This window comes from Microcoleus sp. PH2017_35_SFW_U_B, from assembly GCF_020737865.1.
Classification (GTDB): domain Bacteria; phylum Cyanobacteriota; class Cyanobacteriia; order Cyanobacteriales; family Microcoleaceae; genus Microcoleus.
Window position 1 is genome coordinate 60,950 of sequence record NZ_JAEQDE010000070.1, and the last position, 22,571, is coordinate 83,520.

General features: G+C 46.1%; 24 protein-coding genes. 11 read left to right on the forward strand and 13 right to left on the reverse strand.

The window, feature by feature from the left end:
- Nucleotides 1–110: 110 nt before the first annotated feature.
- Nucleotides 111–830: a methyltransferase gene (locus JGK36_RS20105; RefSeq protein ID WP_293177730.1), complete on the reverse strand. Its 720-nt coding sequence runs from the start codon at nucleotides 828–830 to the stop codon at nucleotides 111–113.
- 320 nt (nucleotides 831–1,150) lie between these two features.
- On the opposite strand from JGK36_RS20105, the gene JGK36_RS20110 reads away from it, so the two are divergent.
- Nucleotides 1,151–1,318 carry a hypothetical protein gene (locus JGK36_RS20110; RefSeq protein WP_293190019.1) on the forward strand — a complete coding sequence of 56 codons (168 nt, stop codon included), beginning with the start codon at nucleotides 1,151–1,153 and terminating at the stop codon, nucleotides 1,316–1,318.
- Nucleotides 1,319–1,339: 21 nt separating this feature from the next.
- Here the strand turns inward: JGK36_RS20110 and JGK36_RS20115 are convergent, their stop codons facing one another.
- Nucleotides 1,340–1,582 (reverse strand): ChaB family protein, encoded by a 243-nt coding sequence (locus JGK36_RS20115; protein WP_293190017.1) that lies wholly within the window; start codon nucleotides 1,580–1,582, stop codon nucleotides 1,340–1,342.
- Between the two features lie 198 nt (nucleotides 1,583–1,780).
- Nucleotides 1,781–2,245 (reverse strand): YqhA family protein, encoded by a 465-nt coding sequence (locus tag JGK36_RS20120; protein ID WP_293177736.1) that lies wholly within the window; start codon nucleotides 2,243–2,245, stop codon nucleotides 1,781–1,783.
- A gap of 144 nt (nucleotides 2,246–2,389) precedes the next feature.
- Here JGK36_RS20120 and JGK36_RS20125 point away from each other — a divergent pair, with 144 nt between their 5' ends.
- Together JGK36_RS20125 and JGK36_RS20130 are read left to right on the forward strand one after the other, a co-directional pair.
- A complete protein-coding gene (locus JGK36_RS20125; protein ID WP_293177739.1) occupies nucleotides 2,390–2,692 on the forward strand; it encodes a hypothetical protein in 303 nt (100 codons plus the stop codon).
- Between the two features lie 78 nt (nucleotides 2,693–2,770).
- Nucleotides 2,771–3,187, forward strand: a complete 417-nt coding sequence (locus JGK36_RS20130; protein WP_293190015.1) for a hypothetical protein — start codon at nucleotides 2,771–2,773, stop codon at nucleotides 3,185–3,187.
- Nucleotides 3,188–3,415: 228 nt separating this feature from the next.
- Here JGK36_RS20130 and JGK36_RS20135 read toward each other — a convergent pair whose 3' ends face one another.
- Complete coding sequence (locus JGK36_RS20135) at nucleotides 3,416–3,784, reverse strand: Lin0512 family protein (RefSeq protein WP_293177745.1); 369 nt, start codon at nucleotides 3,782–3,784, stop codon at nucleotides 3,416–3,418.
- Between the two features lie 308 nt (nucleotides 3,785–4,092).
- Here JGK36_RS20135 and JGK36_RS20140 point away from each other — a divergent pair, with 308 nt between their 5' ends.
- Nucleotides 4,093–5,007, forward strand: coding sequence for a branched-chain amino acid transaminase (locus JGK36_RS20140; RefSeq protein WP_293190013.1), 915 nt, complete (start codon nucleotides 4,093–4,095; stop codon nucleotides 5,005–5,007).
- Between the two features lie 139 nt (nucleotides 5,008–5,146).
- Here the strand turns inward: JGK36_RS20140 and fghA are convergent, their stop codons facing one another.
- Together fghA and JGK36_RS20150 are read right to left on the reverse strand one after the other, a co-directional pair.
- Nucleotides 5,147–6,001, reverse strand: a complete 855-nt coding sequence (gene fghA / locus JGK36_RS20145) for an S-formylglutathione hydrolase (RefSeq protein WP_293190011.1) — start codon at nucleotides 5,999–6,001, stop codon at nucleotides 5,147–5,149.
- 90 nt (nucleotides 6,002–6,091) lie between these two features.
- A complete protein-coding gene (locus JGK36_RS20150; RefSeq protein WP_293190009.1) occupies nucleotides 6,092–7,201 on the reverse strand; it encodes an S-(hydroxymethyl)glutathione dehydrogenase/class III alcohol dehydrogenase in 1,110 nt (369 codons plus the stop codon).
- Between the two features lie 78 nt (nucleotides 7,202–7,279).
- Here JGK36_RS20150 and JGK36_RS20155 point away from each other — a divergent pair, with 78 nt between their 5' ends.
- The 3 genes from JGK36_RS20155 (at nucleotide 7,280) to sppA (ending at nucleotide 11,503) form a co-directional block, all read left to right on the forward strand.
- On the forward strand, nucleotides 7,280–7,963 hold the full coding sequence (locus JGK36_RS20155; protein WP_293197575.1) for an SDR family oxidoreductase: 684 nt from the start codon (nucleotides 7,280–7,282) through the stop codon (nucleotides 7,961–7,963).
- A 276-nt stretch (nucleotides 7,964–8,239) separates the two neighbouring features.
- On the forward strand, nucleotides 8,240–9,289 hold the full coding sequence (fni, locus tag JGK36_RS20160) for a type 2 isopentenyl-diphosphate Delta-isomerase (RefSeq protein WP_293190005.1): 1,050 nt from the start codon (nucleotides 8,240–8,242) through the stop codon (nucleotides 9,287–9,289).
- A gap of 393 nt (nucleotides 9,290–9,682) precedes the next feature.
- Nucleotides 9,683–11,503, forward strand: a complete 1,821-nt coding sequence (gene sppA, locus JGK36_RS20165; RefSeq protein WP_293197577.1) for a signal peptide peptidase SppA — start codon at nucleotides 9,683–9,685, stop codon at nucleotides 11,501–11,503.
- 300 nt (nucleotides 11,504–11,803) lie between these two features.
- Here the strand turns inward: sppA and JGK36_RS20170 are convergent, their stop codons facing one another.
- Nucleotides 11,804–12,073, reverse strand: a complete 270-nt coding sequence (locus tag JGK36_RS20170; protein ID WP_293177765.1) for a GlsB/YeaQ/YmgE family stress response membrane protein — start codon at nucleotides 12,071–12,073, stop codon at nucleotides 11,804–11,806.
- A 462-nt stretch (nucleotides 12,074–12,535) separates the two neighbouring features.
- Here JGK36_RS20170 and JGK36_RS20175 point away from each other — a divergent pair, with 462 nt between their 5' ends.
- Nucleotides 12,536–13,723, forward strand: a complete 1,188-nt coding sequence (locus JGK36_RS20175; protein ID WP_293177768.1) for a glycosyltransferase family 2 protein — start codon at nucleotides 12,536–12,538, stop codon at nucleotides 13,721–13,723.
- Nucleotides 13,724–13,850: 127 nt separating this feature from the next.
- Here the strand turns inward: JGK36_RS20175 and JGK36_RS20180 are convergent, their stop codons facing one another.
- Complete coding sequence (locus tag JGK36_RS20180; RefSeq protein WP_293177771.1) at nucleotides 13,851–14,564, reverse strand: carbonic anhydrase; 714 nt, start codon at nucleotides 14,562–14,564, stop codon at nucleotides 13,851–13,853.
- 215 nt (nucleotides 14,565–14,779) lie between these two features.
- On the opposite strand from JGK36_RS20180, the gene JGK36_RS20185 reads away from it, so the two are divergent.
- Entirely contained in the window at nucleotides 14,780–15,595 is an 816-nt protein-coding gene (locus tag JGK36_RS20185; protein WP_293177774.1) for an MOSC N-terminal beta barrel domain-containing protein, read from the forward strand.
- A 179-nt stretch (nucleotides 15,596–15,774) separates the two neighbouring features.
- Here the strand turns inward: JGK36_RS20185 and JGK36_RS20190 are convergent, their stop codons facing one another.
- From JGK36_RS20190 to JGK36_RS20200, 3 genes are all read right to left on the reverse strand, one after another.
- Nucleotides 15,775–17,388 (reverse strand): adenylate/guanylate cyclase domain-containing protein, encoded by a 1,614-nt coding sequence (locus JGK36_RS20190; protein WP_293177777.1) that lies wholly within the window; start codon nucleotides 17,386–17,388, stop codon nucleotides 15,775–15,777.
- 72 nt (nucleotides 17,389–17,460) lie between these two features.
- Nucleotides 17,461–18,318, reverse strand: a complete 858-nt coding sequence (gene ylqF, locus JGK36_RS20195; RefSeq protein WP_293149305.1) for a ribosome biogenesis GTPase YlqF — start codon at nucleotides 18,316–18,318, stop codon at nucleotides 17,461–17,463.
- Nucleotides 18,319–18,694: 376 nt separating this feature from the next.
- Entirely contained in the window at nucleotides 18,695–19,105 is a 411-nt protein-coding gene (locus JGK36_RS20200; RefSeq protein WP_293177780.1) for a universal stress protein, read from the reverse strand.
- Between the two features lie 185 nt (nucleotides 19,106–19,290).
- On the opposite strand from JGK36_RS20200, the gene pgk reads away from it, so the two are divergent.
- Complete coding sequence (pgk, locus tag JGK36_RS20205) at nucleotides 19,291–20,490, forward strand: phosphoglycerate kinase (protein ID WP_293177783.1); 1,200 nt, start codon at nucleotides 19,291–19,293, stop codon at nucleotides 20,488–20,490.
- Nucleotides 20,491–20,655: 165 nt separating this feature from the next.
- Nucleotides 20,656–21,381 (forward strand): pentapeptide repeat-containing protein, encoded by a 726-nt coding sequence (locus tag JGK36_RS20210; protein WP_293177786.1) that lies wholly within the window; start codon nucleotides 20,656–20,658, stop codon nucleotides 21,379–21,381.
- 143 nt (nucleotides 21,382–21,524) lie between these two features.
- On the opposite strand, the gene JGK36_RS20215 is transcribed toward JGK36_RS20210, so the two are convergent.
- Both JGK36_RS20215 and JGK36_RS20220 read right to left on the reverse strand, forming a co-directional pair.
- On the reverse strand, nucleotides 21,525–22,190 hold the full coding sequence (locus tag JGK36_RS20215) for a response regulator (RefSeq protein WP_293177811.1): 666 nt from the start codon (nucleotides 22,188–22,190) through the stop codon (nucleotides 21,525–21,527).
- A gap of 53 nt (nucleotides 22,191–22,243) precedes the next feature.
- Nucleotides 22,244–22,571: transposase (locus JGK36_RS20220; protein ID WP_293197227.1), on the reverse strand; the 328-nt coding region annotated here is incomplete at its 5' end.

Consider the following 22,571-nt stretch of genomic DNA (forward strand, 5'->3'; position numbering starts at 1 on the left):
ATTTGCCGTTGGGTGGGGGCGGGTTCACAGACAATAATTGCCACTCAACCCACAATCTAATCAACCCGCCCCCACCGATAAAACAACGAACGATCGATCCGTGCTGTATTTTACAAGGCTGTCATTAACTGAATTAGCTCGATCGACAAATCTCTGGGCGACTTTTGCTGCTTCTGAAACAAAACTCCCGCCAGCAGATAGATATTTTCCGAATAAAAAGCCATGCCCTGTTTTTGCAGATTGGCGATCGCGCTTTTCACCTTCGGTTCCGAACTGTAATAGCCAAAAGTTAGAGGTGCAATCTCAAAATTCGCCACCGAGTAGCCTCGATCCAAGGCATCATCGATCAAACCCACAGGATTAGAATAGCTCGAAACCATCAGCAAAACTTTGTCGCAGCCCAAAGATAAAAGTTTTTTAGCAATTGTAGAACCATCAGTCCCGCCGTGCAACAGCGGCTGATAGAGCTTGTCATCCGCCGCCGGCAAGTAAGGCGGATTTGAAATTATACAATTCGCCGACTGATATAAAGGCGAATCAAAAAAAGAGCAATTTTGGACAGTGTATTGTTCGCTCAGTTGATATTGCTTAATTTGAGACTCAGCAATTTTCGACGCAACCTTATTTAACTCAAATCCTTGTATTTTTCCGTCAAAATTAGTTCTGACCAAAGACTTAATAACTGGACTTCCCTCTCCGGAACCAAATTCTACTATAAGTCGAGAATTGTCAGCGGTATCTAACACTAAACTTTCCAAGCAGTGCGAGTAAAAATCAGATTCTTCAGGGCAATGAAATACCTGTTTTAGAGGATGGGATGAAGTGAGCATAAATTCTGTAACAAAGTTTACTTTTTTAAAGTTATCTAATAAATAATTGTGAAGCCATCTGTCGCAAGAGCTATTTATAAACTTTTTAAATCTCTCTCTTGCTATTTTATCTGCTGCGATCGTCAATGCTTATTATAGCGGTTCTCAGAAAGATGAGGTACGTTGTTGGGCTTCAGCCCTCTTGGTTTCAGTGGTTATATAACCTGTCAGTCATACCTCACCTTTTTGAGAAAGGCTATAACTTATCAATACACTGCTTGGTTGGTAGTGAGGAATTCATTACTCGGAAAATGCGGACTTAATTCCTCGGAAAATGCGGAATGAATTCCCAACGATCGAACCTCAATCATATTGGTTCGATCGTTGGGAATTCATTCCTCATCAGACGAGAGATGACTCAAGTCCCAACGCTCAAACCCGATCGAGGTTATTTTAGCGGACACGATAGAACTGATAACGTTCGCGAGCGGGGACGCTCGCACTTCTGAGTCATGACTGATGACTAATGACTAATTACCACCAGACTGTACAGATTTGCGAGTTTGGTTAGTATCGTCGCCCTTGTGATGCCACGTGCCACCGTCACCTTGAACATACTCTGATTTTACGCTGTTCCAAGCAACGCGAGTAGCAGCATCTTGGCTCATTCCATCTTCGCTAGCGCTCTTAAAAGCCGCTTTAAAAATATTCTGCGCCCCTTGGGGTAGTTCTTGTGCTTCTGAAGGTAATGTGTCAAATTGTTGTTCTGGCATAATGGTCTCCTTTTTTTTAACATAAATGCTATTTTATATAGAATAAACAACTACCTTCCTCTCTCTAAAAGCAAATTTAAGACAGCATTTATCTCAGTCCGAAGACCGATGTAATCTTAAATTTATTAGTTTCAGAAAAAGGAACTTGCTTGCCGTTGCTGGTGGCACGGAATTTGGGTAATTTACCCGATCGCACAGCTATAAATCTGACTTCGGCTTTTTCACCTGCGAACTTAGAAAATACGTCAGCGAAGCGATTACTAAACCGATACTCCCTCCCAAGGGAAGGATGTTCGGATCGCCCTTCCACCTAACTACCTCAGCGAGAAACAATACGCTCAATACAACGACGATCACGCTGGTGAGCTTGGTTTTGAGATCCTCGATGCTGTGAATTTCCAGCCAGTGGGGTACTTTTATGCGCTCGTCAATGAACAGCTCGTAAAGTCCGAGGGCAGTAATGTAAAATACTGTGGCTAACAGAAACAAATCTACAACTTCGATCAAGGACAGAATCAGTTGTTTGGAGTTTTCGCTGGAAACCGCTCCTGTAGTTAGAATGTGGCCGATGGTAGCGACTGTTTCCAGCGCGCCGTAGACCAAAGGTAATAGCTTAGAAACTATTGAGTCTGTGGGGTAAGTTTCAATTGGAAAAACAATCAAGGGAACGGGACTAAATTTGCTCTCTTACCTTCATTATCCCGTAGCGAATATGAAAAGAGTTGTACGTTCCGTTGTCAATTTGACCATAAGGTTTTGCAATCAAAAGCGATCGCAGGACTCTACAAGGCAAAAGCAAGCATAACCATGAAATCTTCTAAATTGTTGAAAGTTGTTTTAGCAGGGGCTTGTACTTTAGGTTTAGCAACGGTTTCCTTAGCAGTGCCTGCTTCTGCCCAGTCGGGAGGCGGTGCAGGCACGGGTACTAGCGGTACGACAGGTACAACCGGTACCAGCGGTACAACTTCGGCGCCGACTGAGACTAATTCTGGAGTTTTGAGCGATCGGCGCGATCGCCCCAACAATCTGGGCTGGCTGGGTGCCTTGGGCGCGTTAGGTTTGCTCAACTTGTTTCGCAAAAAAGACGATGCAGCGTCGGTTCGTCGGTAGTTTCGGGCGATTCACGCTCGGGATAGATTCGCACGCGCGTACTATTGAAAACTTGAAAACATAGAGGCTTAGAAATTCATGACTTCACCAAATCGCCAAAATTTGTTCGTAAAATTGGTTACTGTTGCCGGAATTGCCGGCGTTAGTTCCTTGCTCGCCGTGCCCGGATTCGCAGAATTGAACCGCCAGACTAACGACTCGAACAATTCTAATTCTGCGGGCTTGATTGCGATCGATCCCAACAACAATACCAATCCCGGCGGCCGTCCTTTTGACTCGACTAATCCGAACTACACTAACGATTTGGGGGGCAGTCCTTCGGACTCTACAAATAGCCCCAGCAACAATAACAATCCCGATCGTTCTTCGGAAGATCCTGTGAGCGATCCGAACAACAATACCAATCCGGGCGGCCGTCCTTTCGACTCTACTGTCCCCAGCAACAATAACGATGCCGGCGGCCCTAGCAACACTCGCAATAGCCCCAGCAACTAGAATAGACCTCTTGCAAAAATCCTTTTAACCAAATTTTGGGACGGGCTAGAAGCCCATCCCACAAGAAAAAAGATTTTTGTGGGATGGGCTTCTAGCCCGCCGATCGCACTTTCACGCGATCGGACTCTATTTTTGCTGCTGTTAAACTTAGGCTAAATTAATAATTTTCTCACCGACGGGCGATCGCACTTGCGCGCCCGCCGATTTATTCAAACAACACACTATTAGTTACTGCTGATTGTCCACAAAAACAGTCACAGCCGCCACAGCGATTAACATTTCATCATTTTTATCATTCAGAGAGGCGATCGCCCTTCCTGGCACAATCATGCCCCCTTGCTCCACAATCAGAGTTTTGCTACCAAAAGGCAGCACCGCCAACACATCATCCGGCCGCACTTGTTCCGGGTAAGGAACAGCCACCTTTACCTCAACAATCATCTGATTGGGGTCAGTCAAACCCGCCACTTCCCAGACGCCTAGCAGAGCATTATTGGCGATCGCATTTCGTACAGCCCTAGCCGCCGCCACAGTAGGTTCCTGCCCGTGCTGGTCGATACCCATCCCCATTTCAATGATGAAACATTTACGTGCCACAGTTGCCCCTTCCTTGATTTTTGTGAATAGTCGTTAGCGAAGCTTACAGAAAAGAATCGCACTCTTTACCAAAACAATTATCAACCAAACCGACCGCAATTTTTATTATTTTATAAATCGTTATAACAACACAAGAATCATCTTAGTTCAAAAAAAACAATCAAACAACCGACAATCTCATAACCATAGTTAATCAGTCATTGTCAATCTAAAATCCCAAATCCCAAATCTAAAATCGCATAACTTATGGTAATATAACCAAAATCACCATTCCTCGCGGACTGCCAAACTCATCGCCAGCTTGAATCATGGATAGTTTTCTCCCCATAGCCTACTTTCAAAACCAATTTCTCCCCTTTACCGACGCCAAAATTTCCATAGCCACCCACGCCCTGCACTACGGAACCGGAGTTTTAGGCGGGTTGCGAGGAATTCCCGACCCCCAAAATGGCGATCGCATCTTACTATTTAGATTAGACCGCCACTGTCAAAGATTAAGTCAAAGTGCCAGCTTCCTCCACTGCGATATTCCCCCGGACAAAATCCAACAAGTAATCACTGATTTTGTTAAAAAAAATCAGCCAACAAAATCATTTTACATCCGTCCATTTATCTACACATCAAGTTTAGGAATAGCCCCCAGACTGCACAACGTAGACACAGACTTCTTTGTTTACGGATTAGAACTTTCCGACTACTTACCCAAAGAAGGAGTCAACTGTAGAATTAGCTCTTGGTACCGTCAAGAAGACCGCAGCTTACCCTTAAGAGGAAAAATTAGCGGCGCCTACATCACCTCAGCCCTAGCTAAAACAGAAGCAGTAGAATCCGGCTTCGACGAAGCGATTATGATGAACACCCAAGGAAAAGTCAGCGAAGCCTCTGGGATGAACATATTTGTCGCCAGAAACGGCAAATTAGTTACTCCCGGTTTCGAGCAAGATATTCTCGAAGGAATCACCAGAGACAGCGTAATCACCATCGCCAGAGACTTGGGGATTGAAGTCACAGAAAGACCAGTTGACAAATCAGAACTGTTGATTGCAGACGAGATTTTTCTGTGCGGAACCGCCGCCAAAATTACGCCAATTAACCGAGTAGAAAACTATCAATTGCCTAAAAACAGACCCATCACCGAAAAGATTTTGGACAAACTGACGGGGATTATCGAAAATCGCGATAGCAAGTACAAAGAGTGGGTATTTGCGATTAGTCTGAATTAACGCGATACTCAAGGATCCATGAAGTAAATTAACCGGATTTGGTTAAATACCAAATCCGGTTAAATACCCCCTCGATCTCTTAGTCTGCGGAGGCAGACTTCGTGTGTGTAGTCGCGGTTTCAACCGCCGAGTCACTTTTTTACTCGCACAAGGCAGCCGCATGATGGCGAATGTGATCCTCCATAAAACTCGCCACAAAATAATAGCTGTGATCGTAACCTTCCTGCATCCTTAAAGTCAGCATCTGTCCCACTTTTGCACAAGCAACCGCAAACGCATCCGGCAACAATTGCCCGTCAGCTAGATACGAATCATCCGTACCGCAGTCAATCAAAATCGGGCGCTTGTATTGCTGTTCCAAAACTAATTCGCTAGCATCCCAAGCCTTCCAATTCTCCCGATCGCCACCGAGGTAGTGTCCAAATATTTTTTGTCCCCAAGGGCTGCGGACAGGGGCGCAAATAGGCGCAAAAGCCGAAACAGAAAGATAGCGATCGCCATTTTTTAACGCGCAAATTAAAGCCCCGTGTCCGCCCATCGAATGCCCGAAAATTCCCTGTTTTTCACGTATCACCGGAAAGTTTGACGCGATTAAATTCGGCAACTCATCAACCACATAACTGTACATTCGATAGTGAGAATTCCAAGGTGCGGCTGTCGCATCCACATAAAAACCCGCGCCGCTTCCCAAATCCCAATTGTCCGCTTCCCCAGGAATGCCAGTATTGCGCGGGCTAGTGTCGGGCGCCACCAGCATTAACCCATATTTGGCTGCCCATTGTTGCGCCCCCGCTTTTGCCATAAAATTCTCTTCCGTGCAGGTTAATCCTGACAAGTAATAGAGGATTGGTACGGGTTGTGATTCGGCTTGTGGTGGCTGGTAGACAGTGAATTTCATCTCGCTGTTGCAGGCGGATGATTGATGGCTGTAAAAGCCGAGTTTGCCACCCAAACTTTTATATTGTTTTTCCAGTTTTAGGGATTTTGAGATCATGTTAATTTTATTTCATTTGTGAATTAGATTTTTTTTACCGCAGAGAGCGCAGAGGGCGCAGAGGAAGAGAGAAGAGAGAAATATTTTTGTTCAAAATGTTAAAACTGTGCGTATTACTTTTCCTTGGTGCATCAAATCAAAGGCGTCATTAATTTGCTCGATCGGCATAATCTGGGTAATCAAACTATCAATATCAATTTTACCATCCATGTACCAATCAACAATTTTCGGAACATCGGTTCTGCCCTTGGCGCCACCAAAAGCCGTGCCTTTCCACACCCTACCAGTTACTAATTGAAACGGGCGGGTGCTAATTTCTTGCCCGGCTCCCGCTACTCCGACAATCACGCTCACACCCCAACCTTTGTGACAGCATTCCAAAGCTTGGCGCATCACATTAACGTTGCCGATACATTCAAAAGTGTAATCAGCTCCGCCTTTGGTTAAATCTACCAAATAAGGCACTAAATCGCCCTCAACTTCGCGGGGATTTACAAAGTGAGTCATGCCGAATTTTTTCGCCATTGCTCGTTTGTCGGGATTCATATCTACGCCGACAATCATGTTGGCTCCCACCAGGCGCGCTGCTTGGATTACATTCAAACCCACGCCGCCTAAACCAAAAACTATGACATTAGAACCTGGTTCTACTTTGGCAGTATTGATGACAGCGCCGATGCCAGTTGTAACGCCGCAGCCAATCAAACAAACTTTGTCAAAGGGAGCGTCATCGCGAATTTTCGCTACCGCAATTTCTGGCAATACTGTATAATTAGCAAAGGTAGAAGTTCCCATGTAATGGAAAATTTTCTCGCCATTAATTGAAAATCTGCTCGTGCCATCGGGCATTACGCCTTGCCCTTGAGTGAGGCGAATTGCTTGACAGAGATTCGTTTTGCCGCTCAAACAATACGCGCAGTTGCGACATTCGGGAGTGTAAAGTGGAATTACCCGATCGCCCTTTTTGACACTTGTCACTCCCGCCCCAACTTCCGCAACAATCCCGGCTCCCTCGTGGCCGAGAATTGCCGGAAACAAACCCTCGGGATCGGCGCCGGAAAGAGTATAAGCATCGGTGTGACAAACACCCGTCGCTTTAATTTCTACCAGCACCTCACCATCTCGCGGCCCATCTAGATCGACCGTTTCAATGGTCAAAGGTTGGCCGGCACTGCGAGCAACTGCTGCTTTTACTTTCATGCTTTCCCCCTGGGATGATTTGTTAAATGCTCCGTCAATATGTATTCTATTACTTAATCTAAAAATTGCACCAATTCTATGACAAAATTAATTGTAATTACCGGAGTCAGTCGCGGTCTCGGTCTCGCGATGACCGAAAAGTTTATTGAATTGGGACACACAGTTTTAGGATGCGCCCGCTCTTCGGAAGCAGTGGAAAAACTAAAACAAAAATATCGCGCGCCCCATCATTTTACTTGTTTGGATGTCGCTAGCGACGAGCTAGTCAAAGCTTGGGCTACAGAAATTTTGGCAAAGCAGCAACTGCCAGATTTGCTGATTAACAATGCAGCTATAACTAATTATTCCGCGCCTCTGTGGAATATCAGTAATGAAGAGTTTTCTGAGGTAATTGATGTTAATATTAAAGGTACAGCTAATGTGATTCGCCACTTTGTCCCGGCAATGATTGCTCGAAAAAGTGGCATAATTGTCAACTTTAGTTCGGGTTGGGGAAGGTCAACTTCGCCGGAAGTCGCGCCCTATTGCGCTTCTAAGTGGGCGATCGAAGGATTGACGCGATCGCTCGCCCAAGAACTCCCGCGAGGCATGGCAGCGATTCCTTTGAATCCGGGCATAATTCACACCGATATGCTGGAAATTTCTTTCGGAGAACACGCGGCAAGTTATACGCCTGTCAAAGCATGGGTGCAAAAAGCAGTGCCTTTTTTACTGAAATTGAAACCTTCAGATAATGGCGTGCCGATGACCGTTCCGGGATAATATAGCAACAGAAAGCAGAATTTGCGAACATCTCTCTTTTCTACTCCTCTGCGCCCTCTGCGCTCTCTGCGGTTAAATAAAAAAAGGGAGCATCCCAATTGTGCAAACATATCCGCAAGGGCGAAGCATTCGCGCCTGTATCCTATCGACTATATAAGAGATTTTCAGCGCGAATGCTTCGCCCCTACAAAAAACGGGATGCTCTCTAAAAAAATCTCAGAAATCAAATAAAATTACTGTATTTCCCAATCAAAACTCTCTCCCCCAACAGCCACTGTGAACTTGCCATTAACCTCGCCCTCGCAAACCGAAACCCGCAAAGCAGACCACCTCAGGATCTGTCTCGAAGAAGACGTACAATTTCGCGAAACTACCAGCGGACTGGAACACTACCGTTTTGCTCACTGCTGTTTGCCAGAAATCGATCGCACCCAAATCGATCTCACATCCACATTTCTCGGCAAAAAACTAGGCGCTCCGCTGCTAATTTCCTCAATGACAGGCGGTACAGAACTAGCCCAGACCATTAATTATCGCCTCGCCGATGTCGCTCAGGAATACAAACTCGCAATGGGAGTCGGTTCCCAGCGATGCGCTGTCGAAAACCCTCAACTTGCTCCTACATTTGCCGTGCGCCGTCGCGCTCCCGATATTCTGCTATTTGCTAATATCGGAGCGGTTCAATTAAACTACAATTACGGTTTGGAAGAGTGTCAAAAAATTATCGATATTCTGGAAGCAGATGCCCTAATTTTACACCTCAATCCGCTGCAAGAGTGCGTTCAAACTGAAGGCGATACTAATTTTAAAGGACTGCTCGAAAAAATTGCTAAATTGTGCGATAAATTACCAGTACCGGTGATTGCGAAAGAAGTAGGCAACGGTATTTCTGGAAAAATGGCACAGAAATTGCGATCGGCTGGGGTAAGCGCGATCGACATTGCCGGAGCCGGAGGCACTTCTTGGGCCAAAATAGAAGGAGAGCGAGCCAAAGACGGCAAGCAGCGGAGGTTGGGCGCCACCTTTGCCGACTGGGGAATCCCGACAGCCGAGTGCGTTGTCAGCACCCGCGCCGTAGCGCCAGATGTTCCCCTGATTGCCTCTGGGGGCTTGCAAAACGGCTTGGATGCAGCCAAGGCGATCGCCCTCGGCGCGGATGTGGCGGGGCTGGCGCGGCCGTTTCTGGAAGCAGCCGCAGCATCGGAATCAGCAGCAGGTGTTCTAGCTGAGGTTTTAATTGCAGAAATCGCTACTGTGATGTTTTGTACGGGCTGCGCTAACTTAGATGAGTTAAAACATTCTGGGGTTTTGGAAAGGTTAAGATAAAAGTATGTCAGTTGGCAGTTGGCAGTAGACAGTTGGCAGTTGGCAGTTGGCAGTTGGCAGTTGGCAGTTGGCAGTGGGAGCATCTCAGTTTTGCATTTATAGAGCGTCTCCGCTCGCGAGCGGTATAATACTCGCGAGCGGGGACGCTCGCACTATATATAAAAAATGCTTTTTTCAAAAATGAGATGCTCCCGTTGGCAGTTGGCAGTAGTCAGTAGTCAGTAGTTACTGATTATTGGGAGAGATTCAAAAATAACAAATAACAACTGCTAATTACCAACTGCTAATTACCAATTACCAACTGTAACTGTTAACCATCAACTGTCAACTATCAACTATCAACTATCAACTGTCAACTGTCAACTGTCAACTGTCAACTGACTAATTATCTAAATGAAAGATTTCCTAAAATATACTTGTGCAAGTTTGCTGGGAACCTTCCTGGGATTGTTGCTGCTGGGCGGCATCGGATTGGGAGGACTGGTACTGCTAATTGCTCTGGCGGCATCGTCGTCTAAAGATTCAGGCCCGCAAGTTAAAGATAAGTCTGTATTGGTATTAGACCTTTCTCTAAATATCACCGATAGCAAACCGAGCCGCAGCACGAGCGCGGCGATTCAAGAAGCACTTTCGGATGAATCCGGCGATGCTGTGACGCTGCGGACTGTTTTAGATGCGATCGAATCTGCGAAAAAAGACCCGAAAATCGTGGGGATGTATCTCGAAGGCAGTTCGGATTCCAGCAGCAGCGGGTTTGCTAATCTCAAAGAAGTTCGATCGGCATTACAGCGTTTCCGAGATGCCAAAAAACCCATTTTTGCTTACGAAATGGACTGGAATGAGCGAGATTATTACCTCGGTTCCGTTGCAAATACAATTGCTATCAATCCTTACGGCTCTCTAGAACTCAACGGTTTTAGCAGTCAAGCCATGTTTTGGACTGGTGCTTTGGAAAAATACGGCGTGGGAGTTCAAGTCACTCGCGTCGGTAAATATAAGTCAGCCGTCGAACCGTTTTTGCTCAAAAAAATGAGCCCGGAAAATCGCCAGCAAACTCAAAAATTGCTGGGAGATATTTGGGGCGAATACTTAAAAACTGTCGGGCCGAGCCGCAAATTGAGCGTTCCCCAACTGCAAGCAGTTGCAGATAATGGCGGAACTTTGATGGCTAACGAAGCTCTCAAAGGCAAGTTAGTTGATAAAGTTGTCTACTTTGATGAAATTGCAACAGAACTGAAAAAACTAACAGGAACCGATGCAGAAGATAAATCTTTCAAGCAAATAAGTTTGAAAAACTACGCAAGAGTTGCTGAGAGTAAAAACTCTACTCGCGCTCACAAGAAAAACCAAATTGCTGTCCTTTACGCTGAAGGTGAGATTGTAGACGGCGAAGGCGGCCCGACTCAAGTAGGGGGCGATCGCATCGCTGAAGAAATGCGTAAAATCCGAGAAGATGACGACATAAAAGCAGTAGTTCTGCGCGTCAACAGCCCTGGAGGCAGCGCGACGGCTGCGGAAGTCATCGGGCGCGAAGTCGCGCTGACAGGCAAAAAAAAGCCAGTTATCGTATCGATGGGCAATTTAGCAGCTTCCGGCGGCTATTGGATTTCGATGGGTTCTAGCAAAATCTTTGCCGAAGCCAGTACGATTACTGGTTCCATCGGCGTTTTTGGGATGCTATTCAATGCCGAAAAGTTGGCTGCTAACAACGGCATAACTTGGGACGTGGTAAAAACCGCCCGTTTTGCGGATACTAACACGGTTTCCCGCCCCAAAAATCCTCAAGAATTGGCGAATATTCAGAGAATAGTCGATCGCATTTACGATCTATTTATCACCAAAGTCGCCGACTCCCGCAAACTGCCAAAAAACAAGGTGCAAGAAATTGCTCAAGGCAGAGTTTGGTCTGGTACGGCTGCGAAACAGTTGGGCTTAGTCGATGAAATTGGCGGCCTAGAAGATGCCGTTAGAGAAGCAGCTAAGCAAGCTAAGCTAGGCGACGATTGGCAGTTAGAAGAATATCCAAAACGCCGCAGTTTGGAAGAGCAAATTTTGGAAAGAATATCCGGCGTTCGCGTTGTGAAACCAGCCACCAAACTCGATCCGCTGAGTGCAGAAGTTAAGAAAATGCAGGATGAATTGGCTGTTATCAAGTCGATGAATGACCCGCAAGGGATTTACGTTCGCTTACCTTTCGACTTGCGGATTAATTAACTTTACTCTTCAACCCGCGTCGGCGGGTTTTGTCTGTGTAGAAGCGGTTTCAACCGCCGAGTTTCAACCGCCGAGTTTGTCTTTACTCTTCAACCCGCGCAACCGCCGAGTTTCAACCGCCGAGTTTGTCTTTACTCTTCAACCCGCGTCGGCGGGTTTTGTCTGTGTAGTAGCGGTTTCAACCGCCGAGTTTCAACCGCCGAGTTTCAACCGCCGACTCCGATATTGAAAAACCCGGTTTCCTCAAGAAACCGGGTTTATGAATACCCTATACGATCGACTGGGAATTGGCAATATTTATTATGCAGCACGCTGAGTCAACAATCCCCAGATGAAAAGTACCACGATCGCGCCGATGACTGCAAAAGCTATGCTGGGTACAGTTAATGCTCCGAAGGATGCTCCCGCGCTAGTCCCCACAAAGACTTGGCCTAAATAACCTCCCACCAGCGCGCCGATAATTCCTAAAACTGTTGTTGCGACAAAACCGCCACCTTGAGTTCCCGGATAAATGGCTTTGGCGATCGCACCAGCAATCAGTCCTAAAACGATCCAAGCAATAATTCCCATTTCTTTTTCTCCTGAGTGTTTAACTTTCGTCTGCCTTGTCTTATGTTCTAAGAATAACAACTGATATCCCGTCCTTTCCTCTACCGTAGGGATGAACCGATAGAGGTAGAATTTCTCATGAATCGTCCTAATTTAAGGCTTTTTAATATGTCAAAAGAGTTATTGAAGAACGCACAACTAAGAATGCATAACGTAGAGCGCACAACTAAGAACGAAGCCTTTAATTATCTAGGATAGAAGGCTTTATTTATTTAGGACAGAAGCAATCGACTACTCATATAAAGTGCAATTTCAGAACGTCCCAACCGTTGGGTGCGGTTGGTACAACCAAATTTTTCTAAGGAAGAAAGGTACCTATGCTCAAAGCCGAAGGGCAATAGGAAAAATTTTTCTGGGACTTTTTGTGTTTTACTGGTAAAAAAAATTACAATAATTCAGTCAAATTAGGAAAGTTGGCCCCCGATGAATCTGACACTGTGCACGATCGTGAAAAATGAAGAAGCAACACTGTCGCGGACTTTGGACAGCGTGAAGGGTGTTGTTGACGAAATTGTGGTGGTAGATACCGGTTCGCGCGATCGCACTCGTGAAATAGCCCGAGAATCCGGGGCGAGGGTTTATGACTTTGAATGGTGCGACGACTTCGCAGCGGCGCGCAACGAGTCTCTGAAGCACGCCCAGGGCGACTGGATTTTGGTGTTGGATGCCGATGAGGTGCTGGTACCGGAGATTGTACCTCAGATCCAGCAGGCAATTAAGAGCGATCGACTGTTGCTAATCAATCTCATCCGCCAAGAAATCGGTGCATCTCAATCACCCTATTCCCTAGTGTCGCGTTTGTTTCGCAATCGCCCCGGCATCCGCTTTTCTCGCCCTTACCACGCCATGGTAGACGACAGCGTGGCTGAGATTTTGCAGCGCGAACCAGAGTGGAAAATAGCTTCTCTCCCCGATGTGGCGATTTGGCACTCTGGTTATCACAAAGATGCGATCGCAGCAAAAAGCAAATTCCAAAAAGCTCAAACAGCAATGGAACGCTATATAGCTTATTATCCAAACGATGCTTATGCGTGCAGCAAATTAGGCGCGCTGTACGTAGAAAGCGGGCAAATCGCGCGGGGCATTAATTTATTAACTAGGGGATTGACTGCGGCGACAATTGATGAATCTATTGTTTACGAACTTAACTATCATTTAGGCATTGCTTACCGCCAGCAACAGCAATTTGCCAAAGCCAAAGAACACTATCAACTCGCAATTAATACAGATGTTTTCCCGGCGCTCAAATTAGGTGCTTACAATAATTTGGGCAATTTGCTCAAAGATGAAGGAGATTTGCCAGCAGCAGAAAAAGCTTACAAAGCAGCTTTAAAAATAGATCCCAATTTTGCACCAGGTCACTACAATTTAGGACTCACACTGAAAGCAACCGGAAATTTGGTAGATGCGATCGCCTATTACCGACAAGCCATTAAAATCGATCCCGAACACGCCGAAGCCCATCAAAACTTGGCAGTAGCGCTGCTGAAAATTGGCAAAATGCCCGAAAGTTTAGCAGAATTCAAAAGAGCGATCGCCCTTCACGAACAGCGCCGCCCCTTTGAAGCAGAACGCCTGCGCCGCGGACTGCAAGAAATGGGTTTAATCTAAACCTGCATATCTACTTTCTCGTTAAGTAGGTCATTTGTAGGGGCAATCGTCGGTAGTTTCCCATCGATCCCAGAGGGGTAAGCACTCTTGGCATTAACCCTACAAATTGCGAAAAATACCAACAAAATCAAGCAATTATCTCTACTTTGCCGCTGTCCAAATCGTAGCGCGCCCCAACAACTTTAAGCTTTCCCGCTTTCACTGCTTCAGCCAAAATAGGCGACGCAGATTTTAACTTTTTTACATTCATTTTTACATTAGCTCTGACTGCGTTATCCCAAGCATCGCCCAATTGATTTTTTGTAGCATCAACGGCTGGTTTAATCGCCGCCACCAAAGTGCTAATGTGACCCGGCACAGCTTTACCATCCAAAGCCGCTTTCACAGCACCGCAGCGTTCGTGACCCAGAATTACTAATAGCGGAACGCCTAATTCTAATGCGGCATATTCCATATTTCCGAGAACCCCGTCGTCGAGAAAATTTCCAGCTACTCGGATATCAAATAAATCCCCCAATCCTTGGTCGAAAATAATTTCGGGTGTTACCCGCGAATCAGAACAAGCAAGGATGGTTGCAAACGGATGTTGACCCTTTGCTACTTCGGTAATTCGCGATCGGCTTTGGTCGGGAAATGTCCGTTTTTGGTGAATATACCGCTGATTCCCGTTCATCAATTTCTTGAGTGCGGCCTCAGGAGTGATGTTTGAGACTACTCCTTCTGCATAGGCCGGTTCAGTTTTGAACAGCCCTGGGGCCATGGTTGCCACCAGCGCCCCTGCACTTGACATCCAGATCGCACTCCGCCTCGACATCTTGCCTATTTTTTTTGAGTCGGTCATTGCTTGCAACTCGGTTAATTGTTTTATATTTATTAGTATAATATTTGCCATCAGCCCAGCAAAAATTCTTTACTTTTTCTTTACAAGTAGCTGCCAAATATAAACTAATAAAAAATCGCCCCTTGTAATTTCATGGAATTAACTGCGGTCATCATTCTGCCTGCGGAGGATGCTATAGTGTATCTAAAACAACAATTATTTATCAATGAATCACAATGTCTTACGTCGCCAGCATTCATATCTATCCGGTCAAGTCCCTTGACGGCATAGCTGTCAGTCAAGCTAATATTCTTGCCAGCGGAGCTCTAGCAGGCGATCGCTCTTTTGCCATCTGCGATCTTTCCGGAGCATTTGTTAACGCTAAGCGCAACAGCGGAGTCCATTTTCTGCGCCTATCATTTGACATAAAAAAGAGAATCGCCGGTCTGAAAATTCAAGACACCGAACAAGAAATATTTTTTCATGTAGATAGAGAACGCCCCGCAATAGAATCTTGGTTGAGCAACTACTTCGGTTTCCCGGTCAAATTAATTGAAAACTTGCTCGCAGGCTTTCCCGATGATACCGCAGCACCCGGGCCAAGCATTATCAGTACCGCAACAATAGCCGAAGTAGCATCTTGGTTTCCGAGAGTTTGCGTTAACGAAATGCGCCATCGCTTGCGAGCTAATATTGAAATAGGAGATGTCCCGGCTTTTTGGGAAGATCGACTTTTCGGAGCAGCCGATGAAGTTGTCAGGTTTAAAATAGGGCCAGTAATATTTGAAGGTATTAATCCCGGTCAGCCCTGTCTGCAATCCAACCGAAATTCTGCTGCTCAAGAAGCTTATCCAAACTTGAAAACTATGCTAACAGCCAAGCAAAATGAAATCATGCCTGAATTGCAAAAAAAAGGGCATTTCAATCACTTTAGTCGGCTGCTCGTTAACACGCGAGTGCCACTTCAATCAGCCGGAAAAATAGTACACATAGGAGATGAAGTTCAAATCCTCAGCGTTAGCAAATCCGTAGTTAATACCATTTCTGATTAATTTAAAAAAATTAGGAGGACTTGCATCCCTCACTAATAACTCAATCCTTTTGACTTAAACGTCCCCATTACCAATCACCAATCACCAATCACCAATCACCAATCACCAATTACCAATTACCAATTACCAATTACCAATTACCAATTACCAATTACCAATTACCAATTACCAATTACCAATTACCTTAAATTTCTGTTGGTACTATAAACCACGATCGGTCTGTCAATTCCTTTAAAGCGGAAATCTCCCATCGGCTCAAAACTTTGGGGCGATCGCAGCAACGTGTAAGTAGCTTCGCTCACCACGCATTCCCCAGGCTGACAAATTCCCTCCATCCGAGCAGCCAGATTAATAGTCGAACCCAACACAGTATAATCAACTCTTTTAGAACTGCCGACATCACCAATTATTGCCTTGCCGCTGTTAATAGAAATCCGCAATTGCAGCGGTTCGCCCAAACTCTTATTTGCATTGAGTTCGTCAAGACGGTTGAGCATTCCCAAAGCAGCAGCCACCGCGCGATCGGCATGATCCGGTTGAGGTTCCGGCGCTCCAAAAAATGCCATAATACAATCTCCAATAAACTTATCTAAAGTTCCTCCTTCCCCAAAAACTTCTTGCAGCATTTCCTCAAAGAAATTGTTCAGCAACCGGGCAATTTCAGGGGGCCTCAAGCGTTCAGACATCGCAGTAAAGCCCACAATATCTGCAAACAAAATGCTGATTTCGCGTTCCACAGGCGGCAGGCGGTGGTCAATTAAAGTCCCCGTATTCATTAAATGCTGCACCACAGCCGGAGAGTGATAGCGTTCCAATCTTTGCCGCATAGTTTCTTGGGTGCGGAGTTTTTGTGTCAGCAGCCACCGCTGCACGCTAGAAGCAGCGATATTTCCTAAAGCTGAAAAAAAGCTCAAGTCTTCATCTCCGCCCAGATACCACTCTCTAGAAGTCAGTTGAGCGTCGCCGTAAAGCACTCCAAAAACTGTATTTTCATCCCAGAGAGGAACAGCTATCGCCGTGCGAATTCCTTTATCGATCATGCTTATATTGTCGTCAAACTGTTCGTCAAACTGAGCGTCGGCAGTTTTGAGAGCAACTTGTTCGTCTAATACTTTGCGGCAAATAGTCCGGCCGATCCAACTGCCGTCAGCGGGGATATATTTATTTTTGGCAGTGGGTCTGGCGGCAGTTTTAACTACTTCCAGTTCGCCGTTATTTTGGAAGTCTATTAATAGTGCCAAACGTTCAATATTTTTGATATCGCGGAACACGATTTGCTGGACTTGATCGAAAATTGCTTCGATGGATTCAGCGGTGTTCAAATACTTCGCAATATCGACTAAGTATTTTAAACGCGAGATAGCTTGTTCGTAATTTTTTTCAAGTTTTGTGTCTGGTTCTATCCACTGTTTTTGCAGTTCTTTAGCTTTGCCGAGGATAGTCACTCCTTCGGGCATGGTGCCGATTTCAGGAAGTTGGGGGTCAGAGCGATCGGGCAAAACGACAATCAAATTAATCCGGTGTCCCAGATAAATCACATCGCCCTGATTGACTAAGTGAGGTTGGTTGAGGGGACTGTTGTTTAGTAGCGTCCCGTTGGTACTGCCCATATCCTCAACTAGCCACTCCCCTGAAGCTATTTTAAACAAGCGGGTGTGGTGCCGGGAAATGTCAGAAAAAGGCAGTTGCAAATCGCATTCTAGCAACCTACCGATAATAAATTGCTCGCCTTCGACAGGCACGGTTTTTTCGATGATTCCATTAATTTGAAGTTCCAGATTCAGTTCATTCATAGACAGCACCGCTGTTGAATTTTCAAGGCTTTGATAAGACTTGAATTCATCAGATCAAATCTCCTACAAGTCTTATAAAGCTGGCGGCAACTCCAAAGTAAGCTGACCCAACACACCAGTTCTAAAATCGTTTAACATCTGCCGCGCCGTTCGTTCGACATCTCCTTTATACCTGTCTTTTGCTACTTCGTGCAAATAATCTTCACCATTGCTAGATCCTATATCTAATTTATACCGAGATTTGAAACCAGATACTGATATCAATGTGTCATCAGCCGCCTCCAGCCCGAGGAGCAAATCAACCATAGCTGCTGCTACTACCTGATTGTCGTAAGCTGCTTCGCCAATATCTTCGCAAATAGCTAATTTTATGGCATTTTCTTGATTGTTAATCCGGGTGGGGATTACTCCGGGGGCGTCTAGTAACTCAATTTCGTCAGAAATGCGAATCCATCGGAGCGATTTAGTTACTCCAGCTCTGCGGGCACTGTCTACTACTCTGCGCCCTAAAAGGCGATTAATTAAAGCAGATTTGCCGACATTGGGAAAGCCCATCACCACGGCGCGGACTGGACGGGGTAGCATTCCTCGATCGAATCTGCGTTTATTTAGCTGCACCCCAGCCTCCTGGACAGCATCGGAAACATCGTGTACTCCTTGACCGTGCTCGGCGTTAGTAAAATAAGCAGTTTCGCCCTGAGATTCAAACCAGGTTTCCCACGCATCGAGGGTTCTAGGCGTAATCATGTCCATGCGGTTGATGACCAACACTCGCGCCTTACCGCCCACCCAGGTAGGCATTTGGGGGTGGTAAGTCGCTAGTGGAATGCGGGCATCTCGGACTTCGAGCACCACATCTACCCGCTTTAGCTGTTCTTTTAATGCCCGTTCAGCTTTGGCAATGTGACCGGGATACCAGTGAATTTTCATTAGTTATTAGTTATTAGTTAGTTGTTAGTTGTTAGTGGTCAGTTATCAGTTGTTCGTTGTTCGTTGTCAGTTGTTCGGGGAGCATCTCAATTTTTGCAAAAAGCATTTTTTTGTTGTAGTGCGAGCTTAAGAGCTCGCTTGGTTTTAACAGCAAGCGAGCTCTTAAGCTCGCACTACAAAATCAAAACTGAGATGCTCTCGTTGTTCGTTGTCAGTTGTTAGTTGTCAACTGCTTTCGGAGTCAACTAAGAGGGCGAGCAAGGCGGGGCACCGCCCCAACTGTCAACTGCTTTCGGAGTCAACTGCCAACTGTCAACTGTCAACTGCCAACTGTCAACTGCCAACTGTCAACTGTCAACTGTCAACTGTCAACTGACTAAGGCACAATCAAAACTGCACAAGGAGACAGATTGATCACCCGACTGGTAACGCTGTCAGACGCACCATCATCAGTTAAACCCATCCCACGACAGCCCATCACAATCAAATCAGCCCCAACTTCGTCAGCCACATCACAAATCGTGAAAGCAGGTTTGCCTTCTCGTTCGATGATTTCAGCTTCAATTCCCTGCTGGGAAAACATCGACTGGGCTTCAGACAGCAGTTTGGCGACTGCTTCGGGGGAACTCATCACCTCTCGCGGTGCCTCACCCTCCTCGGCTGGGGGTTCGACTACCGACAGAATAACTAAACGAGAAGCGTAGGTTTTCACAATATTGACAACCTTTTCCGCCGCTTCGCGGGCTTCTCGGCTTTGATCTACAGGAAATAAGACAGTCTTGAACATAGTTCGCATTTCCCGGACACGGACTCCGATAAAATGTTTACGTTGAGCCAAATCAGTGCCGTTTGTTTCATCTTCCGTTTTTTGTACGGGCGCGGTTGAATGCGCCCGAGGCCCCAAGTGCAAGTGACGAGTGCCGCCATTTCAACGGAATTAGACAAAAACACAAATATTAGGAGGTTAATCCTGTGACAAAAAAAACTGTAGCAAATTTATCGGCATCGGACTTATCGGGCAAACGGGTATTGGTGCGCGCGGACTTTAACGTGCCGCTCGACAACGGCAATATCACCGATGATACTCGCATCCGGGCTGCTCTGCCGACTATTCAGGATTTAGCGTCGAAGGGCGCTAAGGTCATTTTGTGCAGTCACTTCGGGCGTCCCAAGGGTGTGACGGAGAAGTTGCGCTTGACTCCGGTTGCTAAGCGGCTGTCGGAATTGTTGGGGAAGGAAGTCAAAAAGACTAACGACTGTATTGGTGATGAAGTGGCTGCTACTGTGGCGGCGATGGCTGATGGCGATGTGATTTTGCTGGAAAATGTCCGCTTCTACCCTGAAGAGGAAGCAAATGACCCAGAATTTGCCAAGAAGTTAGCTTCTGTTGCTGATTTGTATGTCAATGATGCTTTTGGTACGGCTCACCGGGCTCACGCTTCGACTGAGGGTGTGACTAAGTATCTGAGTCCTTCGGTGGCTGGGTTTTTGATGGAGAAGGAGTTGCAATATCTCGGTAGTGCGATCGACAATCCGCAACGTCCCTTAGCTGCTATCATCGGTGGTTCTAAGGTTTCCAGCAAGATTGGAGTCATCGAAAAACTGCTCGAAAAGTGCGACAAATTGCTGCTGGGTGGCGGCATGGTGTTCACGTTCTACAAAGCTCGCGGTTTGAACGTTGGCAAGTCTTTGGTGGAAGATGACAAGCTCGAACTGGCTAAGTCTTTGGAAGCGAAGGCAAAGGAACGGGGAGTTACTTTCCTGTTACCTACTGATGTGGTAGTTGCTGACAAGTTTGCTGCTGACGCCAACACTCAAACTGTCTCCGTTGAGAGCATTCCCGACGGTTGGATGGGTTTGGACATCGGCCCGGATTCTGTGAAAACTTTCCAAGATGCTTTGGCTGATTGCAAAACGGTAATCTGGAACGGGCCGATGGGCGTGTTTGAGATGGAAAAGTTTGCTGCGGGAACTGAAGGAATTGCTCATTCTTTGGCTGGAATTACTAAGACTGGTACTACCACGATTATCGGTGGCGGTGACTCGGTGGCGGCTGTGGAACAGTTGAATCTGGGGCCAGAAATGAGCCACATTTCTACTGGTGGCGGCGCTAGTTTGGAACTGCTAGAAGGTAAGGAATTGCCTGGTGTTGCGGCTTTAGATGAGGCTTAATTAAGTTGACTGGGGCGGGCTTTGTTGCCCGCCTTGCGGCGAATGCTATTCTTTTTACCACAGAGAGCGCAGAGAACGCAGAGAGGGAGAAAAGAGTGAGGGAAATGGGTTGAAATTTTACTGTTTGCGAGTACGATCGATCTGAAGTGGCAGTGAGGTTTGTTTGTGAAATTTAAAATCTTGGCAAGTGTAACGGCAACTGTAGCAGTTTTAGCGCCGTTTTTGCTGGCACCCCCCGTGAAAGCTCAAAATCCCGATCACGTCCAACAGTTGCTAGAAACTAAGGAGTGTGAGGGCTGCGATTTGAGAAATGCTGATTTGTTTAAGGCGAGTTTGTACAGAGCTAATTTAAGAGGATCTGATTTAAGCGGAGCTAATCTCTACGAAGCTAATTTGCTAGAAGCAGATTTAAGTGGTGCTAATTTGGCAAATACTAACTTGGTTAATGCTGAAATGTATGGTGCCGACTTGGACAGCGCTAATCTGCGAAATGCGGATTTGTCTAATGCTTTTTTGGGGCGGGCAAATCTGACGAGAGCTGATTTGCGCGGTGCTAAGCTTTTTAATACTAATTTGGGCGAAGCTTATTTGCTGCAAGCTAATTTGTCGAATGCAGATTTGCGACGTTCGCTGCTGTTTAGAGTGAATTTGAATCGCGCTAATTTAAGCGGGGCTGATTTGTCTTTTGCTGACGTGCGCGATACTAATTTGCAGAATGCTATTCTGTCAAATACCAGGCTTCCTAGAGCTCAATTGACCGGGACAAATATCGATGCGGCGAGGGACGTGCGGCAGGCTGATTTGGAACGTGCAAATTTGCGGGGTACAAATTTGGGGCCGATGGTTTGCGTGACGACGAGTTTTCCTTATTGTGTTTTGAATTTGGAATAATATCAGGTTCTCTCGAACGACGACAATCAGATGGGTTTGTAGTGAGGACTTTAGTCCTCAGATTATGAGGACTAAAGTCCTCACTACAAACCGTTTTTATTGCGGGTAATTAAGGGCTGGTACACCGTAAGTTGAGACCGGAGCTAAGTTTGAGGTGGTTTGTATCCCCTTTCTAGGGCAAATCTCACAAGCTGGGCGCGATTTTCTAACTGTAGTTTGCTGAATATGCTGCCTAAATGAGCTTGGACGGTGCGGGGGCTAATAAACAGTCGATCGCTAATTTGTTTGTTAGTATAACCCTGGATCACCTCCCAAAAAACTCTTTCCTCGGCTGGTGTTAGAGGCAAAGGTGCTAGTGGTGGCAATACTGCGACAACTTTGGGCTCCACCGCCAGGGCGGTAGAAGTTTGCAGCAGTCGGACAATCTCGGCGTGAATGCGGTGGGAGCGCTCTAACTGAGCTTTCACCTTAGCCAAGATTTCTTCAGACTGAAAAGGTTTTACCAGATAATCGTCAGCGCCGATCGCATGACCTTCAACTTTTGCCTCAATTTCGCCTTGACCAGACAAAAATATAAACGGCACCAACTGTCCCAAACGTGTAGTACGCAAGCGCCGGCAAAACTCAAACCCGTCCATTTCCGGCATCATCACATCTGAAATCACCAAATCTGGGGGGGCATTTTCAAAAATTGAGAGCGCCTCAACTCCTGAATTAGCGCATTCAACCCGGTATCCTTGGCTTTCGAGATACATTGCCAAGACTGTTTGACAGTCTGCTTCGTCGTCAACTACTAATATTCTTTCCATGAGGGCCTTGCACCAATTCCAGTTGACAGTTCTTGAAACTGCGGCTGATTCTTTTACGCTGAACATTTCTCTACATAGCTGTGCAATGCTGGAGATGTAACGATCGCAATTCCGTCATGGCTGACAGAACAGGTCGAATCCGACAAAGCACGTAACAAGATATTACGTGCGCCGTTCAAATCTCTCCCAATTACCGTTTGGCAATTCGGACACTTGAACACTTTAGAGCCGCCAAGTTTTCGATGAATATGCCCACAATTTCCACAAGTCTTAGACGTATAAGCTTCTGACACATCAACAACAATCGAACCATTTTTGTCAGCTTGATGTTTGATGATTTGCTTGAAGCGATAATGCGCCCATGTCAACATTTGACGTGCC